We start from the raw sequence: 26,068 nt of genomic DNA on the forward strand, positions 1-26,068 counted from the left end.
GCACCCGGCACCCGGCATCTGCTCGATGCCGGGTGCCGGGTGCCGGGTGCCACTGGTCTGCGGTTCTGCGGTTCTGCGGTTGTGCAGTTATGCCGTTGTGCAGTTATGCCGTTGAGCGCCCCTTGGGCGCCGCTACGCGTGCCTCACCACGCACCCGGCGCGGGCGGCGGGACGACGGGCGGGCGGTCGTCACAGGTGATCGTGTTGGGCAGCAGCCACGGGGCGAGCCAGTCCCCGTCGTTGCCGCCCAGGTCCGTGAGGGAGAGCTCCGACCCGGTCGCAGGGAAGTTGAACGAGCCGCAGTTGTTGACGCCGACCGCGCCGACATTGCGCGCGTCCACGTTCTCGAAGCTCGCCCCGCCCGCCGCGCGGGCGCTCAGCACCGAGGTGCCCGTGCCGTCGACCCTGATGTCCTTGAAGTGGACGCCCTCGATGTCGTACTGGTCCTTCACGGCCCAGTCGGAGACGAGCATGATCGCGTTGTAGGTGCTGTCGAGGTAGCGGTCACCGGTGACCCGGATGTCGGCGGCGTCGATGCTCTTGTCCAGGGCGAAGATCCAGAGCGCGCCGAGCCCGATGTTCCAGTTCAGCTCGTACGTACCGGCGCGCACTGTCGTGTTGTTCGTGAGGTTCAGCTTCCCGGTGAACGGTTCGGCGCCGAAGCGGGAGCCGATGTGCAGGGCGCTGCCCTCGCGGACCGGGTCGGCGACCAGGTTGTCCGAGACGGTGTTGTCGGTGCCGCCGTAGATCGCGATGCCGTTGGCGAGGACCGGGGTCTGGACGGTGTTGTGATCAAAGGTGTTGCGGGCGTTCGCGGTCTTCTCGGACCACATGGCGAGGCCGTCGTCACCGGAGTTGCGTACGAAGGTGTTCGTCACCCGTGAATCGGTCACGCCGGTATGGAAGTTGATGGCGTCGGCGATCTGGTCGACGATGACGTTGTCGCTGATCCGCACGTTCTTCATCGGCCCGTCGAACCACATGCCGACCTTGGTGTGGCTGATGTGCAGCCCCTCGATGGTCGCGTCGCTCATCGCGCCGCCGATGCCGTTGACCTGGTCGGTGTCGATGCGGCTGCGTACGTCGCCTTCGATGGCGAAGCCGGACAGGTGGACGTCGCGGCTGCCGCCGTCGGCCGCGTCCTTGCCGTAGAAGCCGACACCGGTGTGGACCGAGCCGTCGGGGGCGGGCTTGTCGAGCGCGACCTCCCGGCCCCTGATCCTCGTGTACCAGTTGCCCGCGCCGGTGATCGTGACGTCGTCGACGACGATGTGCCGGTCGACGCGGTACGTGCCCGGCGGGATGTAGACGTCGAGGTGCGTGCGCCGGGCGAAGGCGATGGCCTTCTCGATGGCGCCCGCCGCATCGCGCCGGCCGGTCGGGTCGGCCCCGAAGGCCAGGACGTTGGCGGCGAGCAGTTCGACGTGCGGCCGGCCGACGAGCTCCGAGTCCAGCAGGTCGACGACCGTCCACGCGGCCCGGCTCCCGGCAGGGACGGTGAGCCGTACGGTGTCGCCGGCGCGGTACGTCCGCCCGAGCAGGAGGCGCTGCTCGTCGTAGAAGTGGCTGGGCCGGAAGGGCTTCGCGATGACCGGGGCCGGGGTCGTGGCGGCGGGCACGCAGGAGCACTCGGTGATCCACCAGTCGGGGTGGAGCAGCCCGGCGCCGGGGTCGTCGGAGAACGGGTACTGGTTGTACAGCCAGGAGTACTGCGAGGTCAGCGTCATCGTGGAGCGCTTCTTGCCGTTCACCGCGACGTCCAGCGGCGCCGTGATCCCGCCGCCGCCCGGCGCGTCCGGGATGCTGTAGCGCACGGTGATCGCGTTGGCCGCTGCCGGGAGCGTGAACTCGACGTGCTCGCCCGGGGTGAGCTTGACCGCCTTACGGCCCGACGCCTCGGCGGGGAGCGTGTACGCGGTGCGGTCCGGACCGATGACCGTGCCGTCGGTGGCCGCGTTCTCCGCCTCCTGCTCGGCGAACGCCACCTTCGCGCCCCGGCCCGCGACGAGCGCGGGGTCGAGGGCGGCCCGGGTGACGACGGGAGCCGGTGGTGCGGCCGAGCGGGCGCCCGCGGGCGTACCGGTCAGCACCCCGAAGCCGACGGCGGCCGCGGTCATCGAGGCAACGGCGGCCGCGTACACCCCTTTTCGGCGTCGCGGTCTTCGCGCTCCAGCTCCGACACCGGTCGTCTTCCGTGACATCGCAGGCCCGTTTCTCTGAGGAGGCGTGAGGCGGGGAGGCCGCCGAGAAGGTGAGGCGACAGTAGGACCCGTACGTCTCGCCCCACAAGACTCGCGCGAGGAGATTTTCTAGAGCTTGCCGATTAACTGCGTACTCTCATCGCCTTTTTGCGCTCCTCAGCCGCCTCATTACGGAAGCCGACCCCGGGGCGACGGCACAGCCGTTGATGCCGTGGGGGCACCGGCCATGCGGCCGGGCCCCCCTTCGGAGCGTGCGGCTGTCAGGCGGGCTGGGCGGCGGGCGCCGGGGCGGGAGCCTTGTGGGCCTTGCCGGTCTCGCGGAGGACCAGCAGGCCGGCGATCGCGATCGCTGCCGAGGTCAGGCCATGGATGCCGAACGCCGCGGCGCCGGAGCCGTGGTGGGCCAAGACGTTGATCATGTCGCCGAACGGGGCGACGGCCTCCATCAGCAGGACCCAGCCCAGGGCGCGGCGGTGGCCCGTCAGCAGGAGGACGCCGATGACCAGGCCCATCGAGAGTTCGCGGGTGCCCTTCATGACGAGGAAGCCGTCGCCGTTGCCGGCGGGCCAGGTCGGCAGGCCAACGCCTTGGGTGGACGCCTCGGGGGCCAGGATGAAGGACAGCCCGAGGTAGAGGACGAACAGGGCGCAGACGGTGGCCAGGACGGTGTTGACGTTCTTCAGCGACATGGTGCTTCTTCTCCTTCGACGTTCGGTCTGGGGCTCGGCGACCGCGGCGACCGCGGCGACCCGGCATGGCGCAGGGATGCGCGACTGCCCGGTGAACGGGGGAGGGCAGGGCTTCTCCGGCTGCCCTCCCCCGGCTACGGCTGACGCGTCATGCGTCGATCCGCTCGAAGATGTGCGGGTACGACACGATGTCGTCGGGGAACTCGGCCGCCATGCGCTGGAACTCCGGGTTGCCGAACGCCTTGGCGAGCGCCTCGGTCGACTCCCAGACCGCGACGTTCATCAGAAGCCGACTGTCCGCCGTTCCCTTGTGCATCTGCAGGGAGACGAATCCCGGCTGAGCCTTCATGAACTCCGCCTGCCTCCGGAAGAGAGCCAGGAACGCTTCGGTCCGCTCCTTCGGAACGAAGAAGGTGTTGGCCAGGGTGATGGGCCCGGTCTCCTCGTTGAGCTGCGCGAACATCGACGTACTCGGGTCCAGGCTCTGCAGCTCGGCCATCTTCGGCACTTCCTCTCGCTATCGGTTGCCCCACGGCACCGCGGCCGACACCGTCCGCCAACGACCGCAAGCTTGCCAACACTCGTTGGCCAACCGTTGTTGGCAAACGTAGGGCCACGAATCTGGACTGTCAACACGCGTTGGCCTATGTTTGTTGGCATGACCGGCACCACGGAGAACCAGCAGCCCGCACGGCGTTCCGACGCCACCCGCGCCGCGATCCTCGACGCGGCCCGCGGGCGGTTCGCGGCGGACGGCTACGAGAAGGCGACCATCCGGTCCATCGCGCGCGACGCGAAGATCGACCCGTCGATGGTGATGCGCTACTACGGCAACAAGGCGGGCCTGTTCGCGGCAGCCGTCGCGATCGACCCCGGGCTGCCGGGCCTGTCCCTCGAACCGCACGAAGAGATCGGTCGCACGCTGGTGCGCCACTTCCTCACTCTGTGGGAGGAGAACGGAGAGCTCACCGCGCTGATGCGGGTCGGCGCCACCGACCCGGCCGCCGCCGAGCGCATGCAGATCGTGCTGCGCGAGCAGTTGATCCCACTGGCCCGCCGACTGGGCCCCGAGCCGGAGCAGGCACCGTCGCGGGCGGCGCTGTGCGCCTCGGCCGTACTCGGGCTCGCGCTGACACGCTACGTACTGCGGTTCCCGGCGAGCGTGGCGCTCGACCCCGAGGAGATCGTGAACTGGCTCGGACCCACGATCCAGCGGTATCTCACCGCGCCCACACCCTGAAGCAGCCGCTGGCGGACGACCAAGAGGCACGGCTGGGCCGCACTGATCCGCGTCGAACCCATCCGCCGAACACGCGGCATCGCACCATGCGGGCTCACCAGCCCCGGGGGCCGGAAGCCCGCACCTTCCCTCACCGGGGCAGCTGCCCCTCCCGGTTGACCTCCGTCACCCGTGCCCGCAGCACGAGCCCCGGCGGCGCCGGCCGGACGCAGCCGGGCGGGCAGTCCCACTCCGCGCCGCCACCGGGCGGACGCAACTGCACATACGGACCGACCCGCCCCATCACCCGGCCCACACGTCCGTCCCGCGCGTCGACCGCGAACGACCCGGGCTCCGGCACACACGCCGCCGGTCCACCGGCGTCAGCAGCCATGACCGACCCCCTCCAGCACCCGCGCCAGCCGCAACGCGGTGTCGAGGTTGCAGCGGCCCAGGTCGACGAGCGCGACCGGCTCGTCGCCCGCGAAGGAGACCGGGTCGATCCGCAGCGACGGCAACGCGACCCCGACCCCCGCGAACCCTCCCCGCAACCGCGCCACCAGCTCCTCCGCCTCTCGGACTCTTCCCGCTGCCGCCTTGCGCCGCTCCGTAGTCGTCATGATCCATTCCTTCCACTCTGAGTAGTTCCGATGCATACCCAGCGTGGTCAATCTCTCGTTAACCTGGAAGAGGTGCGGTTCCAACAACCACACGTGTGTCACAGGGAGTTGTCATGCCAGGTCCCAGAAAGCTCGACCCCTCCTCCTCACCGCGTGCCCTCCTCGGCGCCGAACTCCGCCACCGAAGAGAGGACGCAGGCCTCTCCCAGACCGACCTCGGCGCCCCGCTCTTCGTCAGCGGCTCGTTCATCGGGCAGCTGGAGTCCGGGGTGCGGCGGATGCAGATGGACCAGGCGGAGAAGTTCGACGAGGTGTTGGGCGCGGATGGCTTCTTCGTACGGAACTGCGCGGCGCTGAAGACGTCGAAGTACCCGGAACACTTCGCGGAGGCCGCCGAGGCGGAGGCCCGCGCGGAAGCGATCCGGGAGTACGCGCCTCAGCTCGTCCCGGGGCTGTTGCAGACGGAGGCGTATGCGCGGGCGGTGTTCCGGGCGTACCGGCCGACGGCGGTGGAGAGCGTCATCGACGAGCTGGTGACGACTCGGCTGGACCGCGCCGAGATCCTCGCCGATCCAACATCCCCGCTGTTTTGGGTGGTGCTGGACGAGGCGGTGTTACGCCGCGTGGTGGGCGATCCTGCCGTCATGGCGGACGCTCTTCGCCATATCGCCGGGCTGATCCGACAGCATCGGATCATCGCGCAAGTGCTGCCCTTTTCAGCTGGCGCCCACATGGCACTCGAAGGCTCGCTCAAGCTGATGACCTTCTCCGACGCACCGCCGCTTGCCTATCTACAGGGCCTGGGAACTGGACAGTTGCAGGACGATCCAGCTTCGGTTCACCAGTACGAACTGACCTACGATCTGGTGGTGGCCAGCGCGATCTCACCGGCAGCGTCCCTGGCCTTGATCGAGTCGGTGGGGGAGGATTACGACCATGAAGCTCAGCGGTTCTGACTACGACCTGTCCACGGCTACCTGGCACAAGTCCTCGTACAGCGGCGGAAGTGGCGGGGACTGCCTGGAAATAGGCACTTGGCGCAAGTCCACGTACAGCGGAGGCGACGGCGGCGACTGCCTCGAAGTCCTCGACGGCGTCCCCGAGATCGTCCCCGTCCGCGACTCCAAGGTGACCGACGGCCCCGCACTGATGTTCCGCGCGGCGGCCTGGTCGACGTTCGTGGCCGGGCTGAAGAGGTCCTGAACGGCTTGCGCTCCAGCCTCGCGTCACCCAACTGTGTGCCATGACTCCTTCGACAGTCCGTGGCCTTGCCCTGCCCACGTCACTGACGTCCCTCATCGAGCGCGGCCTCTGGCGTCACCCGGGTGACGCGGTGCTGGCGGAGGTCATCCCGTGGTTCGAGGACCCGCTTGCCTTCGTGAAGAACCCGGAGCAGATGACGTACGCGTCCCAGTCGATGGACATGTTCGCCGACGATCCGCACTCCGCCTACTTTCGCCAGGCACGCGGAAGCACAAGCACCGACCCGCTCGAACTCCCATGGCTTGACGTCGAACAGGCGGTGTTGATTGCCCTCACCCGCAACCCCGGGGATGACGGCGCCCTGGCCCTCGACTACCGGACCGACCCCTCGGATCCCCGTGTCGTCGGCAGTGACTACTGGGCAGACCCGCTGATGTGCCGGTGGCGGGTCGTAGCACCCACGTTCTCGGACTTCGTCTCGCGCTTGGGCCTGCAAGGGACCGACACATCCGATCAGCTGACCAGCCCCTCGAAGGGGCAGGTTCCAGAAGGGCGCTGACAGCCCGGAGCTCAAGTGGAGCCCGGCGGACGGGCGGCATCGGCGCCGTAGCGGTGGACGCGGCGGCGAACCCCGGACCGATACGGCTGGGGCTGGTGGGCGCAGGTACACAGGCCTGGACTCAGTTGTGGGCCATCCGTGCGGTGCGGCAGGTGCGGGAAGCCACGGTGGCGGCCCGCAGACCGGAACGCGCAGAAGCATTCGCCCGGCGCGCCACCGAGGAACTGGGGGTCAGGGTGCGGGCCGTGCATACGGCGGAAGAAGCAGTACGTGATCACGATGTCGTGGTCGCCGCCACGAACAGCACGTCTCCCGTGCGGGAGGCCGACTGGATCGCGCCAGGAACACACCTGACCACTCTCGGACCCAAGACGGTGTCGCGCCACGAAGTACCCCCCGCCTTGGCGGACCGAGCTGACGTACTGCTTACCGACTCCCTCGCCCAGGCAGCCGACTACAGCGAACCCCACATCTTCCCTGCCAACCGGATGGTCGACCTGGGCGCCGTCCTGGCGGGCGCTACGACAGGCCGGAACAGCCCCCGTCAGATCACCGTCTTCTGCTCGGTCGGCCTCGCCGGTACGGAGGTGGCTGTCGCTGCCGCGCTGTGGAAGGCAACCCGGCGCAACCGATCTTGACCCACGACGAGCCACGACCGTTGCGGTGGGGTTGCGCTTGGAGGCCGCTCGATACGGCGGGTGCCCCTGCCTCGCCTCCAGGCACTCAACGGTGTCGACATCAAGCCAAAACGATATCGCTTTCTCGAAGTAAATGATATCGTTTGTATGGATCGAGCATCCAAGGAGGCCATGATGGCCAGGACAGTCATAGACCTCGACGAGGCCATGGTGGCCGAGGCCATGCGCATCTTCGGCACCAAGACGAAGGCCCAGGCCGTGCGCCTCGCCATGGAGGACGCCGTCAAGCGTCACCTGCGGCAGGAAGGCTTCGACGCCATGGACGCGGGCGATTTCGACTTCAGCGAAATCGTCGACAGCACCGGCCCGCGCAACAGCGACGGAACCCTCAAGCGGGACGGCGGCCGGGCCGCCTGATGCAGGATCGCTACCTGATCGACAAGTCCGCCCTCGCCCGCTGGACGAAGCCCGGCGTCAGGGAGGTACTCAAACCGCTGCACGAGCGGTATCTGCTTTCCGTCTGCCAGCCCACCGAGTACGAAATGGTCCACTCGGCCCGGGACAACTCGGAAGCGACCCGGATCAGCACCTGGCTCCACGCCTTCGACTACGTACACAGCACGGACGACACCTTCACCCGAGCTCTGGAAGTCCAGCGCCACGCGCTCAACGCGGGCTTTCATCGCGCCTTGTCGCTGCCGGACCTCCTCATCGCCGCCACCGCGGAGCTGAACCGGTTGACGGTCCTCCACTACGACGGTGACTTCGACATGATCGCGTCCCTGACCGGCCAACCCGCCGAGTGGGTAGTCCCGCCGGGCAGCGCTGACCGTTGAGCGCCGGTTCGCACCCCGGGAGAGTTGAGAGCGATGTGGGCGCCAGCGCGACCGCTCACGCGTGCGGGCGCGCCCACATCGCTCTCAACTGCGGGGCACCCGGCAGCCCCGAGGCAATCCGGGGCGGCATCTGCGGCATGTGCCCGGGACGGTCTTTTCGGCCTGATACTGCAGGCGCTGATCACGGTCGTTCAGGAAGGGGATGACGTCGGTGATGGTGCCGACGGCGGCCTCACCGAGGTTCTGCAGCCCCCACAGCGCCTGGTGCCGCAGGTCCTTCATGGGGTGGGACAGCGTGGCCGTGTACTGGGGAATGCACCGCTCGTCGAAGCCGCGGAGCACATGGCCCAACTCCCACCAGTCGGGGACCGCCTCGGCCCGGGCACGGGCTTCCACCGCCGCGTCGAACCCGGCGGGGCCGATCAGCCGCAGGGCGTCCCGCAGGCCCCACATGGCGGATGTGCTGACCTTGCCCAGCGCAGCCACGAGTCCGGGCGCGGCATCGGCCCCGGGCTCGGCCAGCCGGCGAACGATGTCGGAGGTCGCCTCCGATTCCCGGCCGGCTTCTTCGAGGTCGGCGATCAATGCGGCTTGATCCATACGCCGGACGATAGCCAAGGCCGCTGACAGAGCCCCGCGCCGAGCCTCCCCTACCCCCGTGCGGCGAGAACGTCCCGAAGTGAAGATCCGATGCAGGACGAGCTCGCGGGCATCGCCACCCCGCGAGCCCGCACGTACTCTCAACCCCCGTAGTCCTGAGCTCACTTCGGACTCAGGTTCGCATACACCCAGGAGGACCAAGATGGCTTCCGCACTGCCGACGATCATCGTCGTGTTCTTCCTCGTCATGCTGGTGATCTGGATCGTCTCCGCGTTCACCGGAGGCCGCGGGGGTGGCGACGGCCGCCGCTGAGAGCAGGATGTGCCGGGGTACGTCAGGGCCGCCTCGCAGGCCTGGGCACGTACCGGGCCGGTACGCACATCGCTCGCAACTCCGCTTCGCACGATGCCTACAGCCGGGGCCGGTGCCGCGTTCCGGCTCGGGGCTCAAGCCTCGAGATCCGAGTGCTCTTTCAGCGGAATGGTCGGCGGGATTGATTCCCACCCACCCTCCCTGCCTGGCGGGTTGACTTTTCGCGATCGACTTGCGACGGAGGGTAGCGACGCTCTAGCGTCAGCCGTGACACGACGGCCCCCGCCGGTGCGGAAACACCGAGCAGGGGCCTGACCAGGACGATCGAAAGAGCGATCCCATGGCTGCCAGCCAGCTTAGTGCTGCCCCTGTTTCCGCGCCCGGACCCATGCCCGGCCCCGCGCCCACGCTCGGCCACCCGATGGCCAATCCCGGATACGGCAAGCGTTCAGCCCCGGACCAACGCCCCCGCACCGGCCACGACTTCGCGCACCTCCTCCCCCGTGACGCCGCCATCGCCGCGTACATCGACGGGCTGTGCGACGGCGCCGACATTTCCGTGAAGATGCTCGCCAAGGTGCTGCCGTACGGGCAGTGCGCGCTGCGGACCTCGCTGAACCGGCTCCAGGAGGAAGGGCACCTGCGCCGGGGCAGCGAGTGCGTGGCGACCGAGGAGGCGCTGATCTGGGTGACGCGTACGTTCTTCTCCCGGACCGCGCGCAAGGACGAGTGGTGGGCGGCGTACACGCGGGGCGACGTACCACAGCCCTCCCAACGCCCCACTCGCTCCCGGTCGTTCATCCTGCTGGCCGCGCTCGGCGAGACCGCCCCCGCGCTGACGTTGTCCGAACGGAACTGCGTGACGCTGGAACCGCAGCTCAGCGAGTGGTTCGAGCGCGGCGCCACCGAAGCGGAGGTCATGTCCGCGCTGACTCAGGGACTACCGGCGGTGATCTACAGCTCCGTCGACTTCGTCAGCACGAGGCTGCTGAGGAAGCTGCCGCCCGCCCGCATCGCCCCCGTCCGCCAGGTCGTCCTGCGCACCCTGGAATGCAGCGAGTGCCGAGCGCCCGGCAGCCCCGAGGCGATGCGGGGCGGCCGCTGCGGAGCGTGCCGGGGTCAGTCGAGCGACGTACCCAGCGGCCCGGCGGGCGCCGTGCCCGTGCAGGGCGTGCGGGCCCGGATGAGCGCGGTGCGGGCGGGGCTGGCGTCCCGTGCGGAGCGTACCCAGCGGTGACCCGGCCAGTGATCGCCTAAGGGGGTTAACCCCACTGCTCACACGCGCCTCAAGGGCACTACGGACACGCGTGCCAGCCGGGTTCTGCGGTGAACCGATTCACCGAAAGATGGATATCGCAGCCGCAACAGCAGGCAACAGCACCCGGAACCCGAAGGACCAGCCATGTCCCGCACCACACCCCACCGCCGCTCCGTGAACCGGGCCCTGTCGGCCCTCGCCCTGCTGGCCCTGGCCGCGGGCACCGTCACGGCGTGCAGCGACAGCCACGCCGCCGATTCCACGCACTCCGCCTCGCCCGCCTCGCCCGCCTCGCCGGGGGCCGCCCGGGCGGGCGGAGCCGAGCTGCGCATGATCGACAACGGCGGTCACCGGCTGGCCTTCCACGTCACGCAGGGCAACGCCTCCACCATCGTCCTGGACTCGGGCGGCGGCGAGGACTCCTCGTACTGGAACGACCTCGTCCCCAAGCTTCACGCGGCGACCGGCGCCACCGTCGTCACGTACGACCGGGCCGGACTCGGCAAAAGCGACGTGGTGCCCGGTCCGTGGAAGGTCGAGAGCGCCGTCAGCGACCTCGAATCGGGACTCCGGCAGCTGGGCGTCACCAAGAACGTCACCCTGGTCTCCCACTCCCAGGCCGGTGAGATCGCGACGTACTTCGCCAAGGAGAACGAGAAGATGCTCTCCGGCGCGATCCTCGTCGACGCCAACCTGCCCCCACTCTTCACGGACGAGCAGATCACCCGCCTTGTGGCCTTCAGCCAGCCGCAGGTTGACGCGGCGAAGAAGGACCCCGACAACCCGCAGAACCGGCAGCTCATCTCCACCTCGGAGAGCTTCGTCGAGACGAACAAGGCCTTCCACAAGGCCACCTGGCCGCACGCGGTACCGGCAACGGTCATCGTCTCGGAGAAGACCCCGTTCGACGGCTCCCCCGAGGACGCCCAGCGCTGGCGCGACGCCGCCGCCACGTTCGTCCACGACGGGCCCCACCGCACGCTCGTCACCGCGAAGGGCAGCTCCCACGACGTCCCGAAGGACCGCCCCGACCTCGTGCTCAAGGAGATCGAAAGCATGGTCGCGGCACAGCGCTGACCCCGCCCCGGCGGGCAACGCTCTCTGCCCCAGGAGGCCTGGCCCCGCCCCGTATGTCACGGGTATACAGGGAAGGTTCACTCCGCCCAGCCCGGAAGGTCACCCGGATGCGCCCGCACGCCTCCAAGCCCGCCCACGACGACGCCGGAACCGATCGTTCGGCGGCGCGCAAGCCTTCCCGGGCGCCGGAGAGCGCCGCGAGCACCGCCCCGCAGGGGCTGCTCCCGCTCCCGCACGCGATGGGGAACGCGGCCGTGGTCCAGATGCTGCGGCAGGCGGGCCACCCCGGGGCCGAGGAGACGCAGCACGAGGGCGGGCAGGCCTCGGTGCAGCGTTCCGCCGTCCACGACGTGCTGCGGTCCGCCGGGCAGCCCCTGGACCACGGGACCCGTACGGACATGGAGGCCCGCTTCGGCGCCGACTTCACCGACGTACGCGTCCACAAGGGCGGCGCCGCCCGCACCTCCGCCGCCGAGATCGGCGCTCGCGCGTACACCTCGGGAAGCCACATCGTGCTGGGCGACGGCGGGGGCGACCGGCACACCCTGGCCCATGAGCTGACCCACGTCATCCAGCAGCGCCAGGGCCCGGTGAGCGGCACCGACAACGGCGGCGGCCTCCGGGTCTCCGACCCCTCCGACCGGTTCGAACGGGAGGCGGAGGCACAGGCGACACGCGTCCTGTCCGGCAGCGCCCCGGCCCGTGACGCGGCGGCGACGGCCCCCGCGCGCGGCTCCGGCGAACCGTCCGTGCAGCGGACGCGCAGCAAGAACCCGTACAACGTCAAAGATGCCGAGCACCACGGGTGGGAGCTGACCGCGCACCACGTCGTCGCCCACTCCCAACTGGCCGGCGCGCTGGACTCCGTGGATCCGGGAAAGCGAGAAACCCTGCTGCGCCAAGCGGTTCCCGAGGTGATCACCGACACGATGCTGGAGGAACTGAGGGCCAAGATCCCGCCGCACATGAACGGGGACGACTTCAGGACCAGGTTCCGCGCCGCACTGGTCAAGACGGGCGGGGGCCCCACGGCCGAGTTTCTGGGGAACAACCTCAACGAGGCCCGCTACGCCTTCTACGAGTGGCAGGGCGGCAATCAGTTCCTCGGCCCCAACACCAGCCTCCGCGCGGAACCGACCGGCAGTGGGGAGGACACGGACTACGACGGCCTGAGCTTCTCTCCGCTCGGAGGTGACCGGTTCACGAATCTCACCGCACTGGGAGACGAGTTGAAGGCCGCGAACGCGGCCCAGGACAAGAAGAAGCAGGCTCGTCTGCTGCGCGACATCCTGAGCATCACCGTGAACGCCGCCCCGCGTCCTTTCGATGCCTCGGCCTGGACCGAGGTCACCTCGCTGGCAGAGGTGGACCGGCTGGCCGGCGCCCTGGGCAGGGGCCACATGCGGGACTACACCTACTTCATGATGCGGAAGGACGACATCGGGAAGGGGAGGTACACCGGGATCACCCAGGACGAGGAGGGGACGAAGTTCTCCTACTTCGGTGAGCTGATCCAACCCGTGGAGGTCAAGGGCTCGTTCATCTACATCAAGCTGAACACCACACAGGCGACAGTCGTCACGAAGGAGACCGTGCCGCTCGTCGGCCTCCTGCCCAACGCGCAATTCAAGGGCGCAGACGTGGAGTTCGACCACCCCGCCGGTGGCCACTTCAACAACGGGAACCTCACGATCGACGGATACACCGAATCGATTCCCGTCGACGAGATCTCGCCCGGCCGGTACCGGATGAAGAAGAACATCTATCAGAACCGGAAGATGGAGATCGACGCCCCGGGAATGAAGATGTTCGACTACTGCATGGAGGTCGGGGTCCCGACCTCCACCTTCCTGCCCAGCGTTCTGGTGGACGCGCTGGGCTAGGGCGTCTCGTCCGGATCATGCGGCAGCATGAGCGCGGAGTCCGCGTGGACGGTGACGGTCACCGGTACGAACTCCCGTGCCTCCACCCTTGATTCGCCCGTTCCGGGGTTCGGCGCATAGCGCGGGTGCGCGCCCGCGCTGATCTGCCAGCGGATGCGGTGGCCTGCGGCGAAGCGGTACGCGGTGACGCTCATCGGGACCGCGACGTGGGCCGGTTCCCCGACTGACGTCCGCAACTGGGCAAGGCCGTCACAGACATTGGTGGAGCGGCCCGCCGCGTCCACGTCGCACAGCCGGGTGAAGACGTCCCCGAATCCGGTGTCCGTGGACGCGCTGATCCTCGTGGAGACCGCGCCCATCACCGTGACGGGTTCGGTCAGGACGGGGCCGGTGAACGTGAGGACGTCGTCGCGGGACTCCAGGGCGGCGTTGTCCCGGGCGCCCGATGTGAGGGACAGCAGCGGGCCGCCGAGGGAGGGGGTGGGGGCGGCCGGGTCGTGGCGGAAGGCGGTCAGGGGGGCCGCGTCCGTGGGTGGCTGCCGGGTGAGGTGGCCGTCCGCGGTCGGGTACCACGCGGTGGTGGCGGGGGTGAGCGGCCACGCGTCGAGGTCCTGCCACGCCGCGTCCGCGCCGCCCGTGTGGACGCGTACGGGGGTGGGGCGCAGCTGGGAGGGGTCGTCGCACAGGTGGGCGCGGAGCCAGGCCAGGCTCTCGGCGAACACGTCGGGCCAGCCCTGTTGCAGGGCGGAGGTGTGGGTCCAGGGGCCGACGAGCAGGGCGGCCTCGCCGCCCGACGCGCGCAGGCGTGCGTACTGCGCGAAGGTCTGGTCGACGAGGGCGTCGTGCCATCCGGTGATCAGCGCGGTGGGGATGCCGTGGCGGTCCGCCGCCTCGGCCGCCGATGCTCCCTGCCAGTACGGGTCGTCCGCGTCCGGGTGTGTCATCACGTCGTCGAGCCAGGGCACTTCCTGTCCGAGCGCGGCCGTGTACGCCCCCCGGAGCGGGCGGGCGGTGACGATGTCCTTCAGGTGGCGCTTGAGGCGCAGGGTCGCCTTGATGAACGGCAGCATGCCGTGGTGCTGGTACGTCATGCCGGTGCCGACGAGGAGCGCGTTCTCCAGGTGGAGCGCGCCGTCCGTGTGGAAGAGGGCGTACGGGTCGTGCAGGCCGACCTGGACCGCCATGGCCTTCAGTTCCGGCGGCGGGTCGAGGGCGAGTGCCCACTGGGCGTAGCCGAGGTAGCTGGGTCCGACCGTGCCCAGGGTGCCGTTGAACCAGGGCTGTTCGCGCAGCCAGTCCACCGTGGCGAGGCCGTCGGCGGCCTCGTTGCGCCAGAGGTCGAAGGTGCCGCCCGAGCCGCCGGTGCCGCGGCAGCTCTGCAGGATCACGTGGAAGCCCTGTTCGGCGAAGAGCATCCCGTACTGGGGGGACCACGGCACGCCCCGCCCGTACGGCGAGCGCACGAGGAGGGTGGGGAAGTCGCCCGCGTCGCGGGGGAAGTAGTGGTCCGTGATCAGGGGGCTGCCGTCGGCGGCGGGGACTCTCAGGCCCGGCTCCCAGGCGATCCGGTGGCGCCTGGCCGGCAGGTTGCGCCAGGTGGCTCGCATCATGCGGGCGGAGAGCGGCGGCTTCGCGGCCGACGGCGTCCAGGCAGGCACGGGCTGGGCGTCACGCGTGGGTGATGTCATCGTTCGCCTCCATCGCTCAAAGCATTCTCGTACTGTGTACGAGAATAGACGATGCTTGGATGGGCGGGACAGGAGCCGGCGTGGTGAGGAAGGGAACAGCAGGATCGTGACCCGTGCCGAAGGGACCGGCGCCACCGGCGTCGACCCCCGCGAACTCTGGCTGACCCCGGACCGGCCCCGCCGGGGGCGCAGGCCCGCCTTCAGCCGCGAGGCGATCACGGTGGCGGCCGTAGCTCTGGCCGACACCGAGGGGATCGACGCGGTCACCATGCGACGGGTCGCCGCGGAAGTGGGCGCCGGCGTCATGTCGCTCTACAGCTACGCCCCCGACAAGGAGACACTGCTGGACCTGATGATCGACCACGTCAACGGCGAACTGTCGACGTCCGGTCCGCTCACTGGCGAATGGCGGGCCGATCTCAAAACCATCGGGCACCTCCAACGCGACCACATGCTCCGCCACCCCTGGCTGGCCACCGCGGTGCCCGCCCGCCGCACGCTCGGCCCCCGCACCCTCGCCTTCCTGGAACACGCCCTCGCCGCCCTGCGCCCCAGCGGCCTCGACGGCGGCGCCCGGCTGGAGGTCTTCGCCCAGCTCACCGCGTTCGTGGCCGGGCACGTGGCCCACGAGGTGACCCAGGCGGAAGCCGCCCAGTCCCCCGGCCGGGCCACCGCCGAGGCGCTCTACCTCGCCACCGTCGCCGCGGACGGCCACCACCCGGAACTGGCCGAGGCGCTCGCCTCGGCGGGACGCCCGGTCACCCCCGACGCCACGTTCGCCCGCTTCCTCAACCGCCTCGTCGACGGCCTCGACGCCGGCCTCGACGCCGACTGAAGCGGGACGAAACCCCGTCGCCGCGGCAGGCCGCGTGTGACAGAGTGCCGCACCGTGACAACAGCTTCCGACGACATACGGATCACCACACTCGCCGAGCGGCCCGCGTTGATCCCCCGGGTCTACGAGATCGCCGACACCTGGCCGCCCTTCATCCCCCACGACCTGGCCGGCAGCGCCCTGCTGGGCCAGGTCGTGGAGGACTTCCCCGCCTACTGCGTGGTGGCGACCGACGGGGAACGCGTCGTGGCACGCGGCCTCGCCGTGCCCTTCGACAGCGCGACGGACGGCCGCGAGGCGACGCCCGACCAGGGCTGGGACCGGGTGCTGACCTGGGCGTACCAGGACCGGCGCCGCGGCCGGGCGGCGACGGCCGCGAGCGCGCTCGAGATCACCGTGGACACCGCGTACCTCGGCCGCGGGCTGTCGTACCGCATGCTGGAGGCGATGCGTGACGCCGCCGCCCGGCGCGGCCACGACGCGCTGTTCGCCCCGGTCCGCCCGACGGCCAAGCACCTGCACCCGTACGCCCCGATGGCCGAGTACATCGGCCGGCGGCGCGACGACGGACTGCCGGAGGACCCGTGGCTGCGGGTGCACGTCAGGAACGGCGGCACCATCGAGAAGGTCGCTCCGGCGTCGATGACCGTCAGCGGATCCCTCGCCCAGTGGCGCGACTGGACGGGTCTGCCCTTCGACCGGGACGGCGAAGTCGAAGTGCCGGGCGCACTCGTCCCGGTACGGTGCGACCTCGCGCTCGACCGTGCGGTCTACGTCGAGCCGAACGTCTGGATCCGGCACCGGACAGCCGCCGGCGTCATACGCGGGTAGCAGGTTCCGGCCCGCCGAATGAGCACCCGGGTATCACGCGCCCGAAGGGCCGCGGCGGGCATCGTGGGGGCGTCGGCCGCACACCGTGTGCCGTGCCACCCGAACGGGGAGTTCCAGGTGACCGCAGTTCCGCGTACGCGTACCCGCACCCACCACCGCCGGCAGGTGCTCGTCACCGGGCTGGCCGCGACCGCCGTACTGGCCACGTCCGCCGTACCGTCCGTCGCGGCCGGCAGCCGTCCTCGCTCCACGGCCGGGACCGGGAGAGCCCGCGCGGACCTGCCGATCGCTCACCTGCCCCGCCCGACCGGCCCGTTCGACGTCGGCTCCACCACCTTCCACCTCGTCGACCGCACCCGGGCCGCCCCGTGGGCGCCGGAGTCCTCCCCGTACCGCGAGCTCATGATCAGCGTCCGCTACCCGGCCGCGTCCGGTGGCTCCGCGCCCCGCGAGCCGCAGATGTCCGCCGCCGCGGCCGCCCACTTCGGGGGGCCGGAGGGCGCCGCCGCCCTGAACCTGGGGATGACACCGGGGACGGTCGACTGGGGTGCCACGCTCAGCCACGCCCGACGGCACGCGCCCGTGCACCCCCGGGCCGGCCGGCTGCCCGTCGTCCTCTACTCCCCCGGGCTCGGGGACCCGCGCACCTGGAACACCGCACTGGTGGACGACCTGGCGAGCCACGGCTACGCCGTCGTCACCGTCGACCACACCTACGAGGCCACCGAGGTCGAGTTCCCCGGCGGCCGCCTCGCCACCATGCGGATCTTCGACGGCGCCCCGCCCAGCGCCCCGGACGCGGTCAGCGCCCTGCTGCGGAAGGTCGTCGCGGTACGGGTGGCCGATACGCGGTTCGTCCTCGACCGGCTGCCGGCGCTGAACCGGACGCGCTTCGGGGACGTACTCGATCTGCGACGGGTCGGGATGTTCGGCCACTCCGCCGGTGGCTTCACCGCGGCCCAGGCGATGCACGACGACCGCCGGATCCGGGCGGGCGTCAACATGGACGGGCAGATGGACTACGTCGGCGGGGAGCTGCCGGACGGGAGCCGGCTGAGCACGGTGGCGCTGGAGGGGCTCGACCGGCCGCTGCTGCTGATGGGTACGGAGAGCGAGGGTTCGGGCGACTACCGGCAGCAGCCGTCCTGGGCCGCGTTCTGGCGCAACACCCCCGGCTGGAAGGCGAACGTCACCCTGACCGGCTCGCGCCACGCCTCGTACACGGACGCACAGGTACTGCTCCCGCAGCTCGCCCGGCAGGGTGCGGAGCCCGGCGACGGGTTGACGGCGGCGGTCGGGACGGTGCGGCCGGACCGGGCGGCGGCCGCGGCCCGGGCGTATGTGACGTCGTTCTTCGGGCGGTGGCTGCGCGGCCACGACGACCATCTGCTGGACGGTCCGTCAGGCCGTTTCCCGGAGATGGTGTTCAGCCGCTAGTGCCTCGGCGGGCAACGTTTGCCCGTGAAGGAGCGGCGTCCGGTGCGTGCTCTCGGCGTGCCGGCCGGAAGTCCTCGTACTGGACGTACTCGGGCTTTCGGCCGGTGCGGCGAGAGTGCGTGCCGGGCGTCGCGACGGGGCAAACGTTGCCTGCCGCGGCACTAGAGCCCTTCGGCAGACATGACACCGGCCCCCGGGGACGAATCCCCGGGGGCCGGTGTCATGTACTGCTGTGCAGGAGCTACCGATCCGTCAGGATCAGAAGTCCATGTCACCGCCCGGCATGCCGCCCGGAGCGCCGCCGGCAGCGGCCTTCTCCGGCTTGTCGGCGATGACGGCCTCGGTGGTGAGGAAGAGCGCGGCGATGGACGCGGCGTTCTGCAGGGCGGAGCGCGTGACCTTCGCCGGGTCGAGAATGCCCTCGGCGATCATGTCGACGTACTCGCCGGTCGCGGCGTTGAGGCCGTGACCGATCGGCAGGTTGCGCACCTTCTCGACGACGACGCCACCCTCGAGACCACCGTTGACGGCGATCTGCTTGAGCGGGGCCTCCAGCGCCAGCTTGACGGCGTTGGCGCCGGTCGCCTCGTCACCCGTGAGCTCGAGCTTCTCGAAGACGGCCGAGGCCTGGAGCAGAGCCACGCCACCACCGGCGACGATGCCCTCCTCGACGGCGGCCTTGGCGTTGCGCACCGCGTCCTCGATGCGGTGCTTGCGCTCCTTGAGCTCGACCTCGGTCGCGGCACCGGCCTTGATGACGGCCACGCCGCCGGCCAGCTTCGCGAGGCGCTCCTGGAGCTTCTCGCGGTCGTAGTCCGAGTCGGAGTTCTCGATCTCGGCACGGATCTGGTTGACGCGACCCTGGACCTGGTCGCTGTCACCGGAGCCGTCGACGATCGTCGTCTCGTCCTTGGTGATGACGACCTTGCGGGCGCGGCCGAGCAGGTCGAGACCGGCGTTCTCCAGCTTGAGGCCGACCTCCTCGGAGATGACGGTGCCACCGGTGAGGATGGCGATGTCGCCGAGCATGGCCTTGCGGCGGTCACCGAAGCCCGGAGCCTTGACGGCGACGGACTTGAAGGTGCCACGGATCTTGTTGACGACCAGGGTCGACAGGGCCTCGCCCTCGACGTCCTCGGCGATGATCAGCAGCGGCTTGCCGGACTGCATGACCTTCTCGAGCAGCGGAAGGAGGTCCTTCACGTTGCTGATCTTCGAGTTCACGATCAGGATGTACGGGTCGTCCAGGGACGACTCCATGCGCTCCATGTCCGTGGCGAAGTACGCCGAGATGTAGCCCTTGTCGAAGCGCATGCCCTCGGTGAGCTCGAGCTCCAGACCGAAGGTCTGGGACTCCTCGACCGTGATGACGCCTTCCTTGCCGACCTTGTCCATGGCCTCGGCGATGAGCTCGCCGATCTGGGTGTCGGCGGCGGAGATGGAGGCCGTCGAAGCGATCTGCTCCTTGGTCTCCACGTCCTTGGCCTGCTCCAGGAGGGCGGCGGAGACGGCCTCGACGGCCTTCTCGATGCCCCGCTTGAGAGCCATCGGGTTCGCACCCGCGGCCACGTTGCGAAGGCCTTCGCGGACGAGCGCCTGAGCCAGAACGGTGGCGGTGGTCGTACCGTCGCCGGCGACGTCGTCCGTCTTCTTGGCGACCTCCTTGACCAGCTCCGCACCGATCTTCTCGTACGGGTCCTCCAGCTCGATCTCCTTGGCGATGGAAACACCATCGTTGGTGATCGTGGGGGCGCCCCACTTCTTCTCAAGGACGACGTTGCGGCCCTTGGGGCCGAGGGTGACCTTGACGGCGTCGGCGAGCTGGTTCATGCCGCGCTCAAGACCGCGCCGGGCCTCCTCGTCGAAGGCGATGATCTTGGCCATATGAAGTGGTCCTCCCGGACAGGGGTGGATTTCTCCGGACCGAGAGGCGCCCGCGACGGACGGCCTGCCTGTCTGCCGGTTCCTTGCCCCGGAGACCTGCGGGCCTCACCGGCCCGGTCCAAGTTTCTGTCACTCTCACCCAGAGAGTGCTAACCAATAATTAGCACTCGACCCCGTCGAGTGCAAGCGCCGAAGGCTCCTTGAGGGGAGGTGGTCGGGCGACCGGTGGGCGCAAGCGTCCTCCTCGGAGCGTGGACAGCGGCGAGGGGTGCGCGGAAGTGGCCCGGGACGCGCGGAGGGCCCGTACCTCAGGGGTACGGGCCCTCCGTGCGTGAGTAGTGTCGTTGGCCGACTGTGTCGCGGCCGACGGGCTCAGCCGACGGCGAGCTTGACCATGTCCGCCTGGGGCCCCTTCTGGCCCTGCGAGATCTCGAATTCAACTCGCTGACCCTCTTCGAGGGTGCGGTACCCGTCCATCTGGATCGCGCTGTAGTGGACGAAAACATCCGCACCACCGTCGACCGCGATGAAGCCGTACCCCTTCTCCGCGTTGAACCACTTGACGGTGCCCTGAGCCATGCCTAACTCCCCTATTACTGGCCCTTGCACGGGACCGCACTTCGCGGACCCGGGTCAGAACTCACCCTCCGACAGGAGAGGGTGCGTGCGCCGGAACGCGTCGACCGCGGCCGAATGTATCTGCCCAACTGCCCTCTGCAACAGGTCAATCGGACGAGAATTCTGGGCAGCACCGATCGCCCGAATGTGAGGGATTCATGAGATTCCAGGGCAAGTCAGGCCAGGCAAAGGCGACTTATGGCGCAAGGAGCTCACGTACTTTGGCTGCATCTTGTCGTGGCCAGGCGCATTCTCATATGCGGGGGGCACGGGCAGCGAAGGGGGCTTCCCTCACTGTACCGCGCTCAACCATGCAGAATTGCCCCCTCCGCTTCTCTCGCGGAGGGGGCAATCGTGGTCACGCTGTGAAGTCGGCCCGGCGGCCTCGAAGGGCCCGGGCCGCGGCTCAGCAGCCGCCGGCGACGGCCGGGATGATCGAGATACCGGCGCCGTCCGGGGTGGCCGCGTCCAGGCCGCCCTCGAAGCGCACATCGTCGTCGTTGACGTACACGTTCACGAAGCGGCGCAGCTTGCCCTGGTCGTCCAGTACGCGGGCGGCGATGCCCGGGTGGTCCTTCTCCAGGGACTGGATGACCTGGGAGAGGGTCGTGCCCTCGGCCGGGACCTCGGCCTGGCCGCCCGTGTAGGTGCGGAGGATGGTGGGGATACGGACCTTGACGCTCATGGTGGGTGCCCTTCCTGAAGTCTCGGGTGAGTGGTCAGCTGGTGCCGAGGCCGGCTTCGCGGAAGGCGTCCAGGCTCGGGCGGATCGTCGCGGTCGCCTGCGAGGTGGCGGCCACCGCGTCCAGCGTCTTGAGGCCGTCTCCGGTGTTCAGGACGACGGTGGTGAGCGCCGGGTCCAGCAGGCCGGCGTCGATCAGCTTCTTCGTCACGCCGACCGTCACCCCGCCCGCGGTCTCGGCGAAGATGCCCTCGGTGCGCGCCAGCAACTTGATCGCGTCGACGACCTGCTCGTCGTTGACGTCCTCGACGGCGCCACCGGTGCGGCGGGCGATGTCCAGGACGTACGGGCCGTCGGCCGGGTTGCCGATCGCCAGGGACTTGGCGATCGTGTTCGGCTTCTGCGGGCGGACCACGTCGTGACCGGCCTTGAAGGCGGCGGAGACCGGGGAGCAGCCCTCGGCCTGGGCACCGAAGATCTTGTACGGCTTGTCCTCGACCAGGCCGAGCTTGATCAGCTCCTGGAGGCCCTTGTCGATCTTCGTGAGCTGCGAGCCGGACGCGATCGGGATGACGATCTGGTCGGGCAGCTGCCAGCCGAGCTGCTCGCAGATCTCGTACGCGAGGGTCTTGGAGCCTTCGCCGTAGTACGGACGCAGGTTGACGTTGACGAAGCCCCAGCCCTCGCCGAGCGGGTCGCCGATGAGCTCGGAGCAGAAGCGGTTGACGTCGTCGTAGTTGCCCTCGATACCGACCAGCTCACCGCCGTACACCGCGGCCATGACGACCTTGCCCTGCTCCAGGTCGTGCGGGATGAACACGCAGGAGCGCAGGCCGGCCCGGGCGGCGGCTGCGCCGACGGCGCCGGCGAGGTTGCCGGTGGAGGAGCAGGACAGGGTGGTGAATCCGAAGGCGCGGGCGGCCTCGACGGCGATCGCGACGACGCGGTCCTTGAAGGAGTGCGTCGGGTTGCCGGAGTCGTCCTTGACGTACAGGCCGCCGGTGACGCCCAGCTCGCGGGCGAGGTTGTCGGCCTTGACCAGCTTGGTGAAGCCGGGGTTGATGTTGGGCTTGTCCGCGACATCGGAGGGGACCGGCAGCAGCGGCGCGTAGCGCCAGATGTTGTTGGGTCCGGCCTCGATGCGCTTCTTCAGCTCGTCCGGGGAGCCGCTCGGCAGGTCGTACGCCACTTCGAGCGGCCCGAAACAGGACGCGCAGGCGAAAAGGGGGCCGAGTGCGAACCGTTCTCCGCATTCGCGACAGGAAAGCGCCGCGGCGGGACCGAGGTCCACGGAAGCTTCGGTGTGTGCTGCAACAGTCTCAACAGCCATGATGGCGAGGTCCTTTCCTCATCTTCCTCGCGACGCATTTCGTCACGAGACGGAATTGGCACCTTCCCCACCTGACCTCGCGGTCGGCGGGAGGGTTGCCGGGACTTCAACGGGCCGTTCCCTCAGTCCCTCTGGATGAGCGCTGTGGCACTGGACCATGGATCCAGGCGTTTATCGGCGGACGGACCCCGGCATGCGACGGTCATCTGCGTTGTTCAAGACTGTAACCGAAGCACCGGACTGTTGAGATAGTCGTCCGTACCGCGAGATGGATCACATACAGGGAGTATCGACCGTGCTGGAAGAGGTCGAACGCTGGCTGACCAGGCGTTCCTGGTCAGCCGCCGACCGTCCGCTGGACCGTCTGCTCGACGCCGGGAACGGCGCGAGCGTGAGTGTGGTGCTGCCCGCGCTGAACGAGGCGGCGACGGTCGGGGACATCGTCACGACGATCCGGCGCGAGCTCATGGAGAAGGTCCGGCTGGTCGACGAGCTCGTGGTGATCGATTCCGGCTCCACGGACGCCACCACCGAGGTCGCCCGCCGGGCGGGCGCCCGGGTGGTCCACCGGGACGCGATCCTGCCCCGCATCCCGGCCGTCCCCGGCAAGGGCGAGGTCCTCTGGCGGTCACTCCTGGTGACCGGCGGCGACATCGTCTGCTTCATCGACGCGGACCTGAAGGACTTCTCGGCGGAGTTCGTCTCCGGCATCGTCGGTCCGCTGCTGACCGATCCCTCGGTGCAGTTCGTCAAGGCGATGTACGACCGCCCGTTCGGCGACACCACGGGGCAGGGCGGCCGGGTCACCGAAATGGTGGCACGCCCGCTGCTCAATCTGCACTGGCCCCAGCTGGCCGGTTTCGTCCAGCCGCTGGGCGGCGAGTACGCCGTGCGCCGCTCACTGCTGGAGCGGCTGCCGTTCCCCGTCGGTTACGGAGTGGAGCTGGGTCTGCTCGTCGACGCCCTGCACACGGTCGGCCTGGACGCGCTCGCCCAGGTCGACGTCGGGGTCAGGAAGCACCGCCACCAGGACGGCCAGGCGCTCGGCCGGATGGCGGCCGCGATCTACCGGACCGCCCAACTCCGCCTGTCCCGCGGGCATCTGGTGCGCCCGTCGCTGACCCAGTTCGAGCGCGGCGAGCACGGATTCGTCCCGCACACCTACCCGGTGGACACCGAGGAGCGGCCGCCGATGCGCGAGATCGAGGAGTACGTTTCACGCCGAGCGGCGTGACACCGTCCGGCTTCGCACGTTTGGGCGGTTGGTGATCGGGCTAGATTCCGCCCATGGTCTCCGAGCACGCCCCTCAGCCCGCTGCCCAGGTTCTCGTCGCGTCCAACCGCGGCCCCGTCTCGTACGCGCTGCGCGAGGACGGCTCCCTCGACTCCCGGCGCGGCGGGGGCGGACTCGTCTCCGGCCTGAGCGCCGTGGACGACAAGATGTGGGTCTGCGCCGCCCTCGGGGACGGTGACCGCGAGGCAGTGCGTCGCGGGGTCGGCGAGCCGGGCGTCCGGATGCTCGACATCGACGCGGACGTGCACGCCGACGCGTACAACGGCATCGCGAACTCGGTGCTCTGGTTCGTCCACCACCTGCTCTACCAGACCCCCGTCGAGCCCGTCTTCGACGCGGAGTTCCGCCGTCAGTGGGCCGCCTTCGAGACGTACAACCGGGCCTTCGCCGAGGCGCTCGCCGAGGAGGCGGGCGAGGGCGCGGCGGTCCTCGTGCAGGACTACCACCTGGCCCTGGTGCCCGGCATGCTCCGCGAGCTCCGCCCCGACCTCAGGATCGGCCACTTCTCGCACACGCCGTGGGCGCCCGTCGACTACTTCCGGCTGCTGCCCGACGACATCGCCGAACAGCTGCTGCGCGGCATCCTCGGCGCCGACCGGGCGGCGTTCCTGACCCGCCGCTGGGCCGATGCGTTCATCGGCTGCTGCACGGAGATCCTCGGTGGCACGGGGCATACCCGGATCGGGGTGCACGGTCTCGGTGCCGACGCGGACTTCCTGCGCCGCCGCGCGCACGAGGCGGACGTGGACGAGCGGATGGCGGCGCTGCGGGAACAGGTGGGCCCCGGCCGGAAGACGATCGTGCGGGTGGACCGTACGGAACTGTCCAAGAACATCGTCCGCGGGATGCTCGCCTACCGCGCCCTGCTCGACGGGCGGCCCGAGTGGCGCGGGCGCGTCGTCCACATCGCGTTCGCCTACCCCTCGCGACAGGACCTGGCGGTCTACCGCGAGTACACGGCCGAGGTGCAGCGCGTCGCCGACGGGATCAACGCGGAGTACGGGACGGCGGACTGGACCCCGGTCGTCCTCCACGTCAAGGACGACTTCGCCCGCTCGCTGGGGGCGTACCGGCTGGCGGACGTCGCCCTCGTCAACCCGATCCGGGACGGGATGAACCTGGTCGCCAAGGAGGTCCCGGTCGTCTCCGACCACGGCTGCGCGCTGGTGCTGTCGCGGGAGGCCGGGGCGTACGAGGAGCTGGGCGCCGACGCGATCACGGTGAACCCGTACGACGTGTCCGCCACCGCCGACGCGCTGCACGAGGCGCTGACGATGGCGGACGACGAGCGGGCGGCGCGCACGAAGCGGCTGGCCGCGGCGGCGACCGCGCTGCCGCCGCAGCAGTGGTTCCTGGACCAGCTAGAGGCGCTGCGCCAGGGCTGACAGGAACGCGACGACGGCCCCGGGCCCCGGCAGCGACAGGTCGGCGCGTTCGGCCAGTTCGGGCACTTCCGCGCTGCCGCTGCAGATCAGCAGGCCGGGGGTGCCGTCGGGGCCCTCGGTGCGGAGCTTGTCGACGGCGGCGTAGGCGGCGAGGTCGCCCAGGTCGTCGCCCGCGTACAGGACGGACTCGGCGCCGGTCTCGCGTACGTACTGGGTGAGGGCCACGCCCTTGTCCATGCCGGAGGGGCGCAACTCCAGGACCAGGCGGCCCGGTTCGACGATCAGCCCGTGGCGGGCGGCGAGCTCGCCCAGGGGGCCGCGCAGGGCGTCGAAGGCGGCCTGCGGGTCGGCGGCGCGGCGGGTGTGGACGGCGAGCGCCTGCCCCTTCTCCTCTATCCAGGTGCCGTGCCAGGAGTCGAACCGGTCGAGCACGCCGGGGAGTTCGGCCCGGACGGCGGCGACGCCGGGGTGCGGGGCGGGGGCGCGGACGGTGCCGGAGACGGCGTCCCAGCGTTCGGCGCCGTAGTGGCCGAGGACGACGAGCCGGTCCAGTCCCAGGACGCCGGCGAAGCCGCCGTAGCGGACCGCGACGCCGGCCGGGCGGCCGGTGATCACGGCGATCGACGCGACCTTGGGGGCGAGTGCGGCCAGTGCCTCGACGGTGCCGGGGTGGGCGCGGGCCTGTTCGGGGTCCGGGACGATGTCGGCGAGCGTTCCGTCGAAGTCGAGTGCGATGACGGCGCGGTCGGGCCGGGCGAGGAGCGCGGCGAGACCCTCCTGACCGGCGGGGGTGGTCGGGGCCGGCAGGGGCGGGGTGTGCGGGTTGCTGCCCATGGGCCGAGCCTATAGGCGGTGGCCTGTGTGCGGGGCGTGTGCGGGGGTGCCTGTGCGCGGGTGCCTGTGCGCGGGTGCCTGTGCGCGGGTGCCTGTGCGCGGGTGCCTGTGCGCGGGTGCCTGTGCGCGGGTGCCTGTGCGCGGGTGCCTGTGC

General features: G+C 70.0%; 27 protein-coding genes and 1 riboswitch. Of the genes, 15 read left to right on the forward strand and 12 right to left on the reverse strand.

Going from position 1 to position 26,068, the window contains the following annotated elements; all coding sequences use genetic code 11:
• Nucleotides 1-143 precede the first annotated feature (143 nt).
• The 3 genes from ACIBJG_RS22600 to ACIBJG_RS22610 all read right to left on the reverse strand — a co-directional run bounded on the left by ACIBJG_RS22600 (nt 144) and on the right by ACIBJG_RS22610 (nt 3,389).
• Nucleotides 144-2,201 carry a glycosyl hydrolase family 28-related protein gene (locus tag ACIBJG_RS22600; RefSeq protein ID WP_399309826.1) on the reverse strand — a complete coding sequence of 686 codons (2,058 nt, stop codon included), beginning with the start codon at nt 2,199-2,201 and terminating at the stop codon, nt 144-146.
• Between the two features lie 260 nt (nt 2,202-2,461).
• Nucleotides 2,462-2,890 carry a DUF4267 domain-containing protein gene (locus ACIBJG_RS22605; protein ID WP_399309827.1) on the reverse strand — a complete coding sequence of 143 codons (429 nt, stop codon included), beginning with the start codon at nt 2,888-2,890 and terminating at the stop codon, nt 2,462-2,464.
• 148 nt (nt 2,891-3,038) lie between these two features.
• The gene (locus ACIBJG_RS22610) at nt 3,039-3,389 is read right to left on the reverse strand and encodes an antibiotic biosynthesis monooxygenase family protein (protein WP_399309829.1); all 351 of its coding nucleotides are present in this window, start codon (nt 3,387-3,389) and stop codon (nt 3,039-3,041) included.
• A gap of 159 nt (nt 3,390-3,548) precedes the next feature.
• Here ACIBJG_RS22610 and ACIBJG_RS22615 point away from each other — a divergent pair, with 159 nt between their 5' ends.
• A complete protein-coding gene (locus ACIBJG_RS22615; RefSeq protein ID WP_399309831.1) occupies nt 3,549-4,130 on the forward strand; it encodes a TetR family transcriptional regulator in 582 nt (193 codons plus the stop codon).
• Between the two features lie 130 nt (nt 4,131-4,260).
• On the opposite strand, the gene ACIBJG_RS22620 is transcribed toward ACIBJG_RS22615, so the two are convergent.
• Entirely contained in the window at nt 4,261-4,503 is a 243-nt protein-coding gene (locus ACIBJG_RS22620; protein ID WP_399309833.1) for a hypothetical protein, read from the reverse strand.
• Nucleotides 4,493-4,729: a hypothetical protein gene (locus tag ACIBJG_RS22625; RefSeq protein WP_399309835.1), complete on the reverse strand. Its 237-nt coding sequence runs from the start codon at nt 4,727-4,729 to the stop codon at nt 4,493-4,495. Before ACIBJG_RS22625 ends, ACIBJG_RS22620 begins: the two co-directional genes overlap by 11 nt.
• A 113-nt stretch (nt 4,730-4,842) precedes the next feature.
• Here ACIBJG_RS22625 and ACIBJG_RS22630 point away from each other — a divergent pair, with 113 nt between their 5' ends.
• The 6 genes from ACIBJG_RS22630 to ACIBJG_RS22655 all read left to right on the forward strand — a co-directional run bounded on the left by ACIBJG_RS22630 (nt 4,843) and on the right by ACIBJG_RS22655 (nt 7,965).
• The gene (locus ACIBJG_RS22630) at nt 4,843-5,685 is read left to right on the forward strand and encodes a helix-turn-helix domain-containing protein (RefSeq protein ID WP_399309836.1); all 843 of its coding nucleotides are present in this window, start codon (nt 4,843-4,845) and stop codon (nt 5,683-5,685) included.
• A complete protein-coding gene (locus tag ACIBJG_RS22635; RefSeq protein WP_399309838.1) occupies nt 5,666-5,932 on the forward strand; it encodes a DUF397 domain-containing protein in 267 nt (88 codons plus the stop codon). The genes ACIBJG_RS22630 and ACIBJG_RS22635 overlap by 20 nt, the downstream gene beginning before the upstream one ends.
• Nucleotides 5,933-5,972: 40 nt before the next feature.
• Nucleotides 5,973-6,491, forward strand: coding sequence for a hypothetical protein (locus tag ACIBJG_RS22640; RefSeq protein ID WP_399309840.1), 519 nt, complete (start codon nt 5,973-5,975; stop codon nt 6,489-6,491).
• On the forward strand, nt 6,374-7,129 hold the full coding sequence (locus ACIBJG_RS22645) for an ornithine cyclodeaminase family protein (protein ID WP_399309842.1): 756 nt from the start codon (nt 6,374-6,376) through the stop codon (nt 7,127-7,129). The genes ACIBJG_RS22640 and ACIBJG_RS22645 overlap by 118 nt, the downstream gene beginning before the upstream one ends.
• 174 nt (nt 7,130-7,303) lie before the next feature.
• A complete protein-coding gene (locus tag ACIBJG_RS22650) occupies nt 7,304-7,546 on the forward strand; it encodes a type II toxin-antitoxin system VapB family antitoxin (protein ID WP_399309843.1) in 243 nt (80 codons plus the stop codon).
• Nucleotides 7,546-7,965 carry a PIN domain nuclease gene (locus tag ACIBJG_RS22655; protein WP_399309844.1) on the forward strand — a complete coding sequence of 140 codons (420 nt, stop codon included), beginning with the start codon at nt 7,546-7,548 and terminating at the stop codon, nt 7,963-7,965. Before ACIBJG_RS22650 ends, ACIBJG_RS22655 begins: the two co-directional genes overlap by 1 nt.
• 84 nt (nt 7,966-8,049) lie before the next feature.
• On the opposite strand, the gene ACIBJG_RS22660 is transcribed toward ACIBJG_RS22655, so the two are convergent.
• Nucleotides 8,050-8,565, reverse strand: coding sequence for a hypothetical protein (locus ACIBJG_RS22660; protein WP_399309846.1), 516 nt, complete (start codon nt 8,563-8,565; stop codon nt 8,050-8,052).
• Between the two features lie 734 nt (nt 8,566-9,299).
• Between ACIBJG_RS22660 and ACIBJG_RS22665 the strand changes: the two genes are divergently transcribed.
• The 3 genes from ACIBJG_RS22665 (at nt 9,300) to ACIBJG_RS22675 (ending at nt 13,096) form a co-directional block, all read left to right on the forward strand.
• Complete coding sequence (locus ACIBJG_RS22665; RefSeq protein ID WP_399310171.1) at nt 9,300-10,115, forward strand: hypothetical protein; 816 nt, start codon at nt 9,300-9,302, stop codon at nt 10,113-10,115.
• A 165-nt stretch (nt 10,116-10,280) separates the two neighbouring features.
• Nucleotides 10,281-11,213: an alpha/beta fold hydrolase gene (locus tag ACIBJG_RS22670; RefSeq protein ID WP_399309848.1), complete on the forward strand. Its 933-nt coding sequence runs from the start codon at nt 10,281-10,283 to the stop codon at nt 11,211-11,213.
• A gap of 107 nt (nt 11,214-11,320) precedes the next feature.
• Nucleotides 11,321-13,096, forward strand: a complete 1,776-nt coding sequence (locus ACIBJG_RS22675; protein ID WP_399309850.1) for a DUF4157 domain-containing protein — start codon at nt 11,321-11,323, stop codon at nt 13,094-13,096.
• Here the strand turns inward: ACIBJG_RS22675 and ACIBJG_RS22680 are convergent.
• Nucleotides 13,093-14,784: a CocE/NonD family hydrolase gene (locus tag ACIBJG_RS22680; protein ID WP_399309852.1), complete on the reverse strand. Its 1,692-nt coding sequence runs from the start codon at nt 14,782-14,784 to the stop codon at nt 13,093-13,095. The two genes, ACIBJG_RS22675 and ACIBJG_RS22680, sit on opposite strands and share 4 nt — an antisense overlap.
• 106 nt (nt 14,785-14,890) lie before the next feature.
• Here ACIBJG_RS22680 and ACIBJG_RS22685 point away from each other — a divergent pair, with 106 nt between their 5' ends.
• The 3 genes from ACIBJG_RS22685 to ACIBJG_RS22695 all read left to right on the forward strand — a co-directional run bounded on the left by ACIBJG_RS22685 (nt 14,891) and on the right by ACIBJG_RS22695 (nt 17,887).
• Nucleotides 14,891-15,619 carry a TetR/AcrR family transcriptional regulator gene (locus ACIBJG_RS22685; RefSeq protein ID WP_399309854.1) on the forward strand — a complete coding sequence of 243 codons (729 nt, stop codon included), beginning with the start codon at nt 14,891-14,893 and terminating at the stop codon, nt 15,617-15,619.
• A gap of 54 nt (nt 15,620-15,673) precedes the next feature.
• Nucleotides 15,674-16,450 (forward strand): N-acetyltransferase, encoded by a 777-nt coding sequence (locus ACIBJG_RS22690; RefSeq protein WP_399309855.1) that lies wholly within the window; start codon nt 15,674-15,676, stop codon nt 16,448-16,450.
• Nucleotides 16,451-16,567: 117 nt separating this feature from the next.
• Nucleotides 16,568-17,887: an alpha/beta hydrolase family protein gene (locus ACIBJG_RS22695; RefSeq protein WP_399309857.1), complete on the forward strand. Its 1,320-nt coding sequence runs from the start codon at nt 16,568-16,570 to the stop codon at nt 17,885-17,887.
• A gap of 258 nt (nt 17,888-18,145) precedes the next feature.
• Here ACIBJG_RS22695 and groL read toward each other — a convergent pair whose 3' ends face one another.
• From groL to thrC, 4 genes are all read right to left on the reverse strand, one after another.
• The gene (gene groL / locus ACIBJG_RS22700) at nt 18,146-19,771 is read right to left on the reverse strand and encodes a chaperonin GroEL (protein WP_326737779.1); all 1,626 of its coding nucleotides are present in this window, start codon (nt 19,769-19,771) and stop codon (nt 18,146-18,148) included.
• A 372-nt stretch (nt 19,772-20,143) separates the two neighbouring features.
• Nucleotides 20,144-20,350, reverse strand: a complete 207-nt coding sequence (locus ACIBJG_RS22705; RefSeq protein WP_003967346.1) for a cold-shock protein — start codon at nt 20,348-20,350, stop codon at nt 20,144-20,146.
• A 445-nt stretch (nt 20,351-20,795) separates the two neighbouring features.
• Nucleotides 20,796-21,074 carry a MoaD/ThiS family protein gene (locus tag ACIBJG_RS22710; protein WP_399309858.1) on the reverse strand — a complete coding sequence of 93 codons (279 nt, stop codon included), beginning with the start codon at nt 21,072-21,074 and terminating at the stop codon, nt 20,796-20,798.
• Nucleotides 21,075-21,108: 34 nt separating this feature from the next.
• A complete protein-coding gene (gene thrC / locus ACIBJG_RS22715; protein ID WP_399309860.1) occupies nt 21,109-22,401 on the reverse strand; it encodes a threonine synthase in 1,293 nt (430 codons plus the stop codon).
• 15 nt (nt 22,402-22,416) lie between these two features.
• Nucleotides 22,417-22,543, reverse strand: a riboswitch (SAM riboswitch).
• 153 nt (nt 22,544-22,696) lie between these two features.
• Here thrC and ACIBJG_RS22720 point away from each other — a divergent pair.
• The gene (locus ACIBJG_RS22720; protein ID WP_399309862.1) at nt 22,697-23,635 is read left to right on the forward strand and encodes a glucosyl-3-phosphoglycerate synthase; all 939 of its coding nucleotides are present in this window, start codon (nt 22,697-22,699) and stop codon (nt 23,633-23,635) included.
• Between the two features lie 53 nt (nt 23,636-23,688).
• Nucleotides 23,689-25,080 carry a trehalose-6-phosphate synthase gene (locus ACIBJG_RS22725; RefSeq protein WP_399309863.1) on the forward strand — a complete coding sequence of 464 codons (1,392 nt, stop codon included), beginning with the start codon at nt 23,689-23,691 and terminating at the stop codon, nt 25,078-25,080.
• On the opposite strand, the gene otsB is transcribed toward ACIBJG_RS22725, so the two are convergent.
• A complete protein-coding gene (otsB, locus tag ACIBJG_RS22730; RefSeq protein ID WP_399309865.1) occupies nt 25,057-25,914 on the reverse strand; it encodes a trehalose-phosphatase in 858 nt (285 codons plus the stop codon). The genes ACIBJG_RS22725 and otsB overlap by 24 nt on opposite strands.
• Between the last annotated feature and the right edge of the window lie 154 nt (nt 25,915-26,068).

Origin of the sequence: Streptomyces sp. NPDC050422, from assembly GCF_044458665.1 — a bacterium.
GTDB lineage: Bacteria > Actinomycetota > Actinomycetes > Streptomycetales > Streptomycetaceae > Streptomyces.

Bases quoted from the DNA above. Each gene is read 5' to 3' on its own strand.
- ACIBJG_RS22600 (WP_399309826.1), bottom strand. From the start codon at position 2,201: ATGTCACGGAAGACGACCGGTGTCGGAGCTGGAGCGCGAAGACCGCGA.
- ACIBJG_RS22605 (WP_399309827.1), bottom strand. From the start codon at position 2,890: ATGTCGCTGAAGAACGTCAACACCGTCCTGGCCACCGTCTGCGCCCTG.
- ACIBJG_RS22610 (WP_399309829.1), bottom strand. From the start codon at position 3,389: ATGGCCGAGCTGCAGAGCCTGGACCCGAGTACGTCGATGTTCGCGCAG.
- ACIBJG_RS22615 (WP_399309831.1), top strand. From the start codon at position 3,549: ATGACCGGCACCACGGAGAACCAGCAGCCCGCACGGCGTTCCGACGCC.
- ACIBJG_RS22620 (WP_399309833.1), bottom strand. From the start codon at position 4,503: ATGGCTGCTGACGCCGGTGGACCGGCGGCGTGTGTGCCGGAGCCCGGG.
- ACIBJG_RS22625 (WP_399309835.1), bottom strand. From the start codon at position 4,729: ATGACGACTACGGAGCGGCGCAAGGCGGCAGCGGGAAGAGTCCGAGAG.
- ACIBJG_RS22630 (WP_399309836.1), top strand. From the start codon at position 4,843: ATGCCAGGTCCCAGAAAGCTCGACCCCTCCTCCTCACCGCGTGCCCTC.
- ACIBJG_RS22635 (WP_399309838.1), top strand. From the start codon at position 5,666: ATGAAGCTCAGCGGTTCTGACTACGACCTGTCCACGGCTACCTGGCAC.
- ACIBJG_RS22640 (WP_399309840.1), top strand. From the start codon at position 5,973: ATGACTCCTTCGACAGTCCGTGGCCTTGCCCTGCCCACGTCACTGACG.
- ACIBJG_RS22650 (WP_399309843.1), top strand. From the start codon at position 7,304: ATGGCCAGGACAGTCATAGACCTCGACGAGGCCATGGTGGCCGAGGCC.
- ACIBJG_RS22655 (WP_399309844.1), top strand. From the start codon at position 7,546: ATGCAGGATCGCTACCTGATCGACAAGTCCGCCCTCGCCCGCTGGACG.
- ACIBJG_RS22660 (WP_399309846.1), bottom strand. From the start codon at position 8,565: ATGGATCAAGCCGCATTGATCGCCGACCTCGAAGAAGCCGGCCGGGAA.
- ACIBJG_RS22665 (WP_399310171.1), top strand. From the start codon at position 9,300: ATGGCCAATCCCGGATACGGCAAGCGTTCAGCCCCGGACCAACGCCCC.
- ACIBJG_RS22670 (WP_399309848.1), top strand. From the start codon at position 10,281: ATGTCCCGCACCACACCCCACCGCCGCTCCGTGAACCGGGCCCTGTCG.
- ACIBJG_RS22675 (WP_399309850.1), top strand. From the start codon at position 11,321: ATGCGCCCGCACGCCTCCAAGCCCGCCCACGACGACGCCGGAACCGAT.
- ACIBJG_RS22680 (WP_399309852.1), bottom strand. From the start codon at position 14,784: ATGACATCACCCACGCGTGACGCCCAGCCCGTGCCTGCCTGGACGCCG.
- groL (WP_326737779.1), bottom strand. From the start codon at position 19,771: ATGGCCAAGATCATCGCCTTCGACGAGGAGGCCCGGCGCGGTCTTGAG.
- ACIBJG_RS22705 (WP_003967346.1), bottom strand. From the start codon at position 20,350: ATGGCTCAGGGCACCGTCAAGTGGTTCAACGCGGAGAAGGGGTACGGC.
- ACIBJG_RS22710 (WP_399309858.1), bottom strand. From the start codon at position 21,074: ATGAGCGTCAAGGTCCGTATCCCCACCATCCTCCGCACCTACACGGGC.
- thrC (WP_399309860.1), bottom strand. From the start codon at position 22,401: ATGGCTGTTGAGACTGTTGCAGCACACACCGAAGCTTCCGTGGACCTC.
- ACIBJG_RS22725 (WP_399309863.1), top strand. From the start codon at position 23,689: ATGGTCTCCGAGCACGCCCCTCAGCCCGCTGCCCAGGTTCTCGTCGCG.
- otsB (WP_399309865.1), bottom strand. From the start codon at position 25,914: ATGGGCAGCAACCCGCACACCCCGCCCCTGCCGGCCCCGACCACCCCC.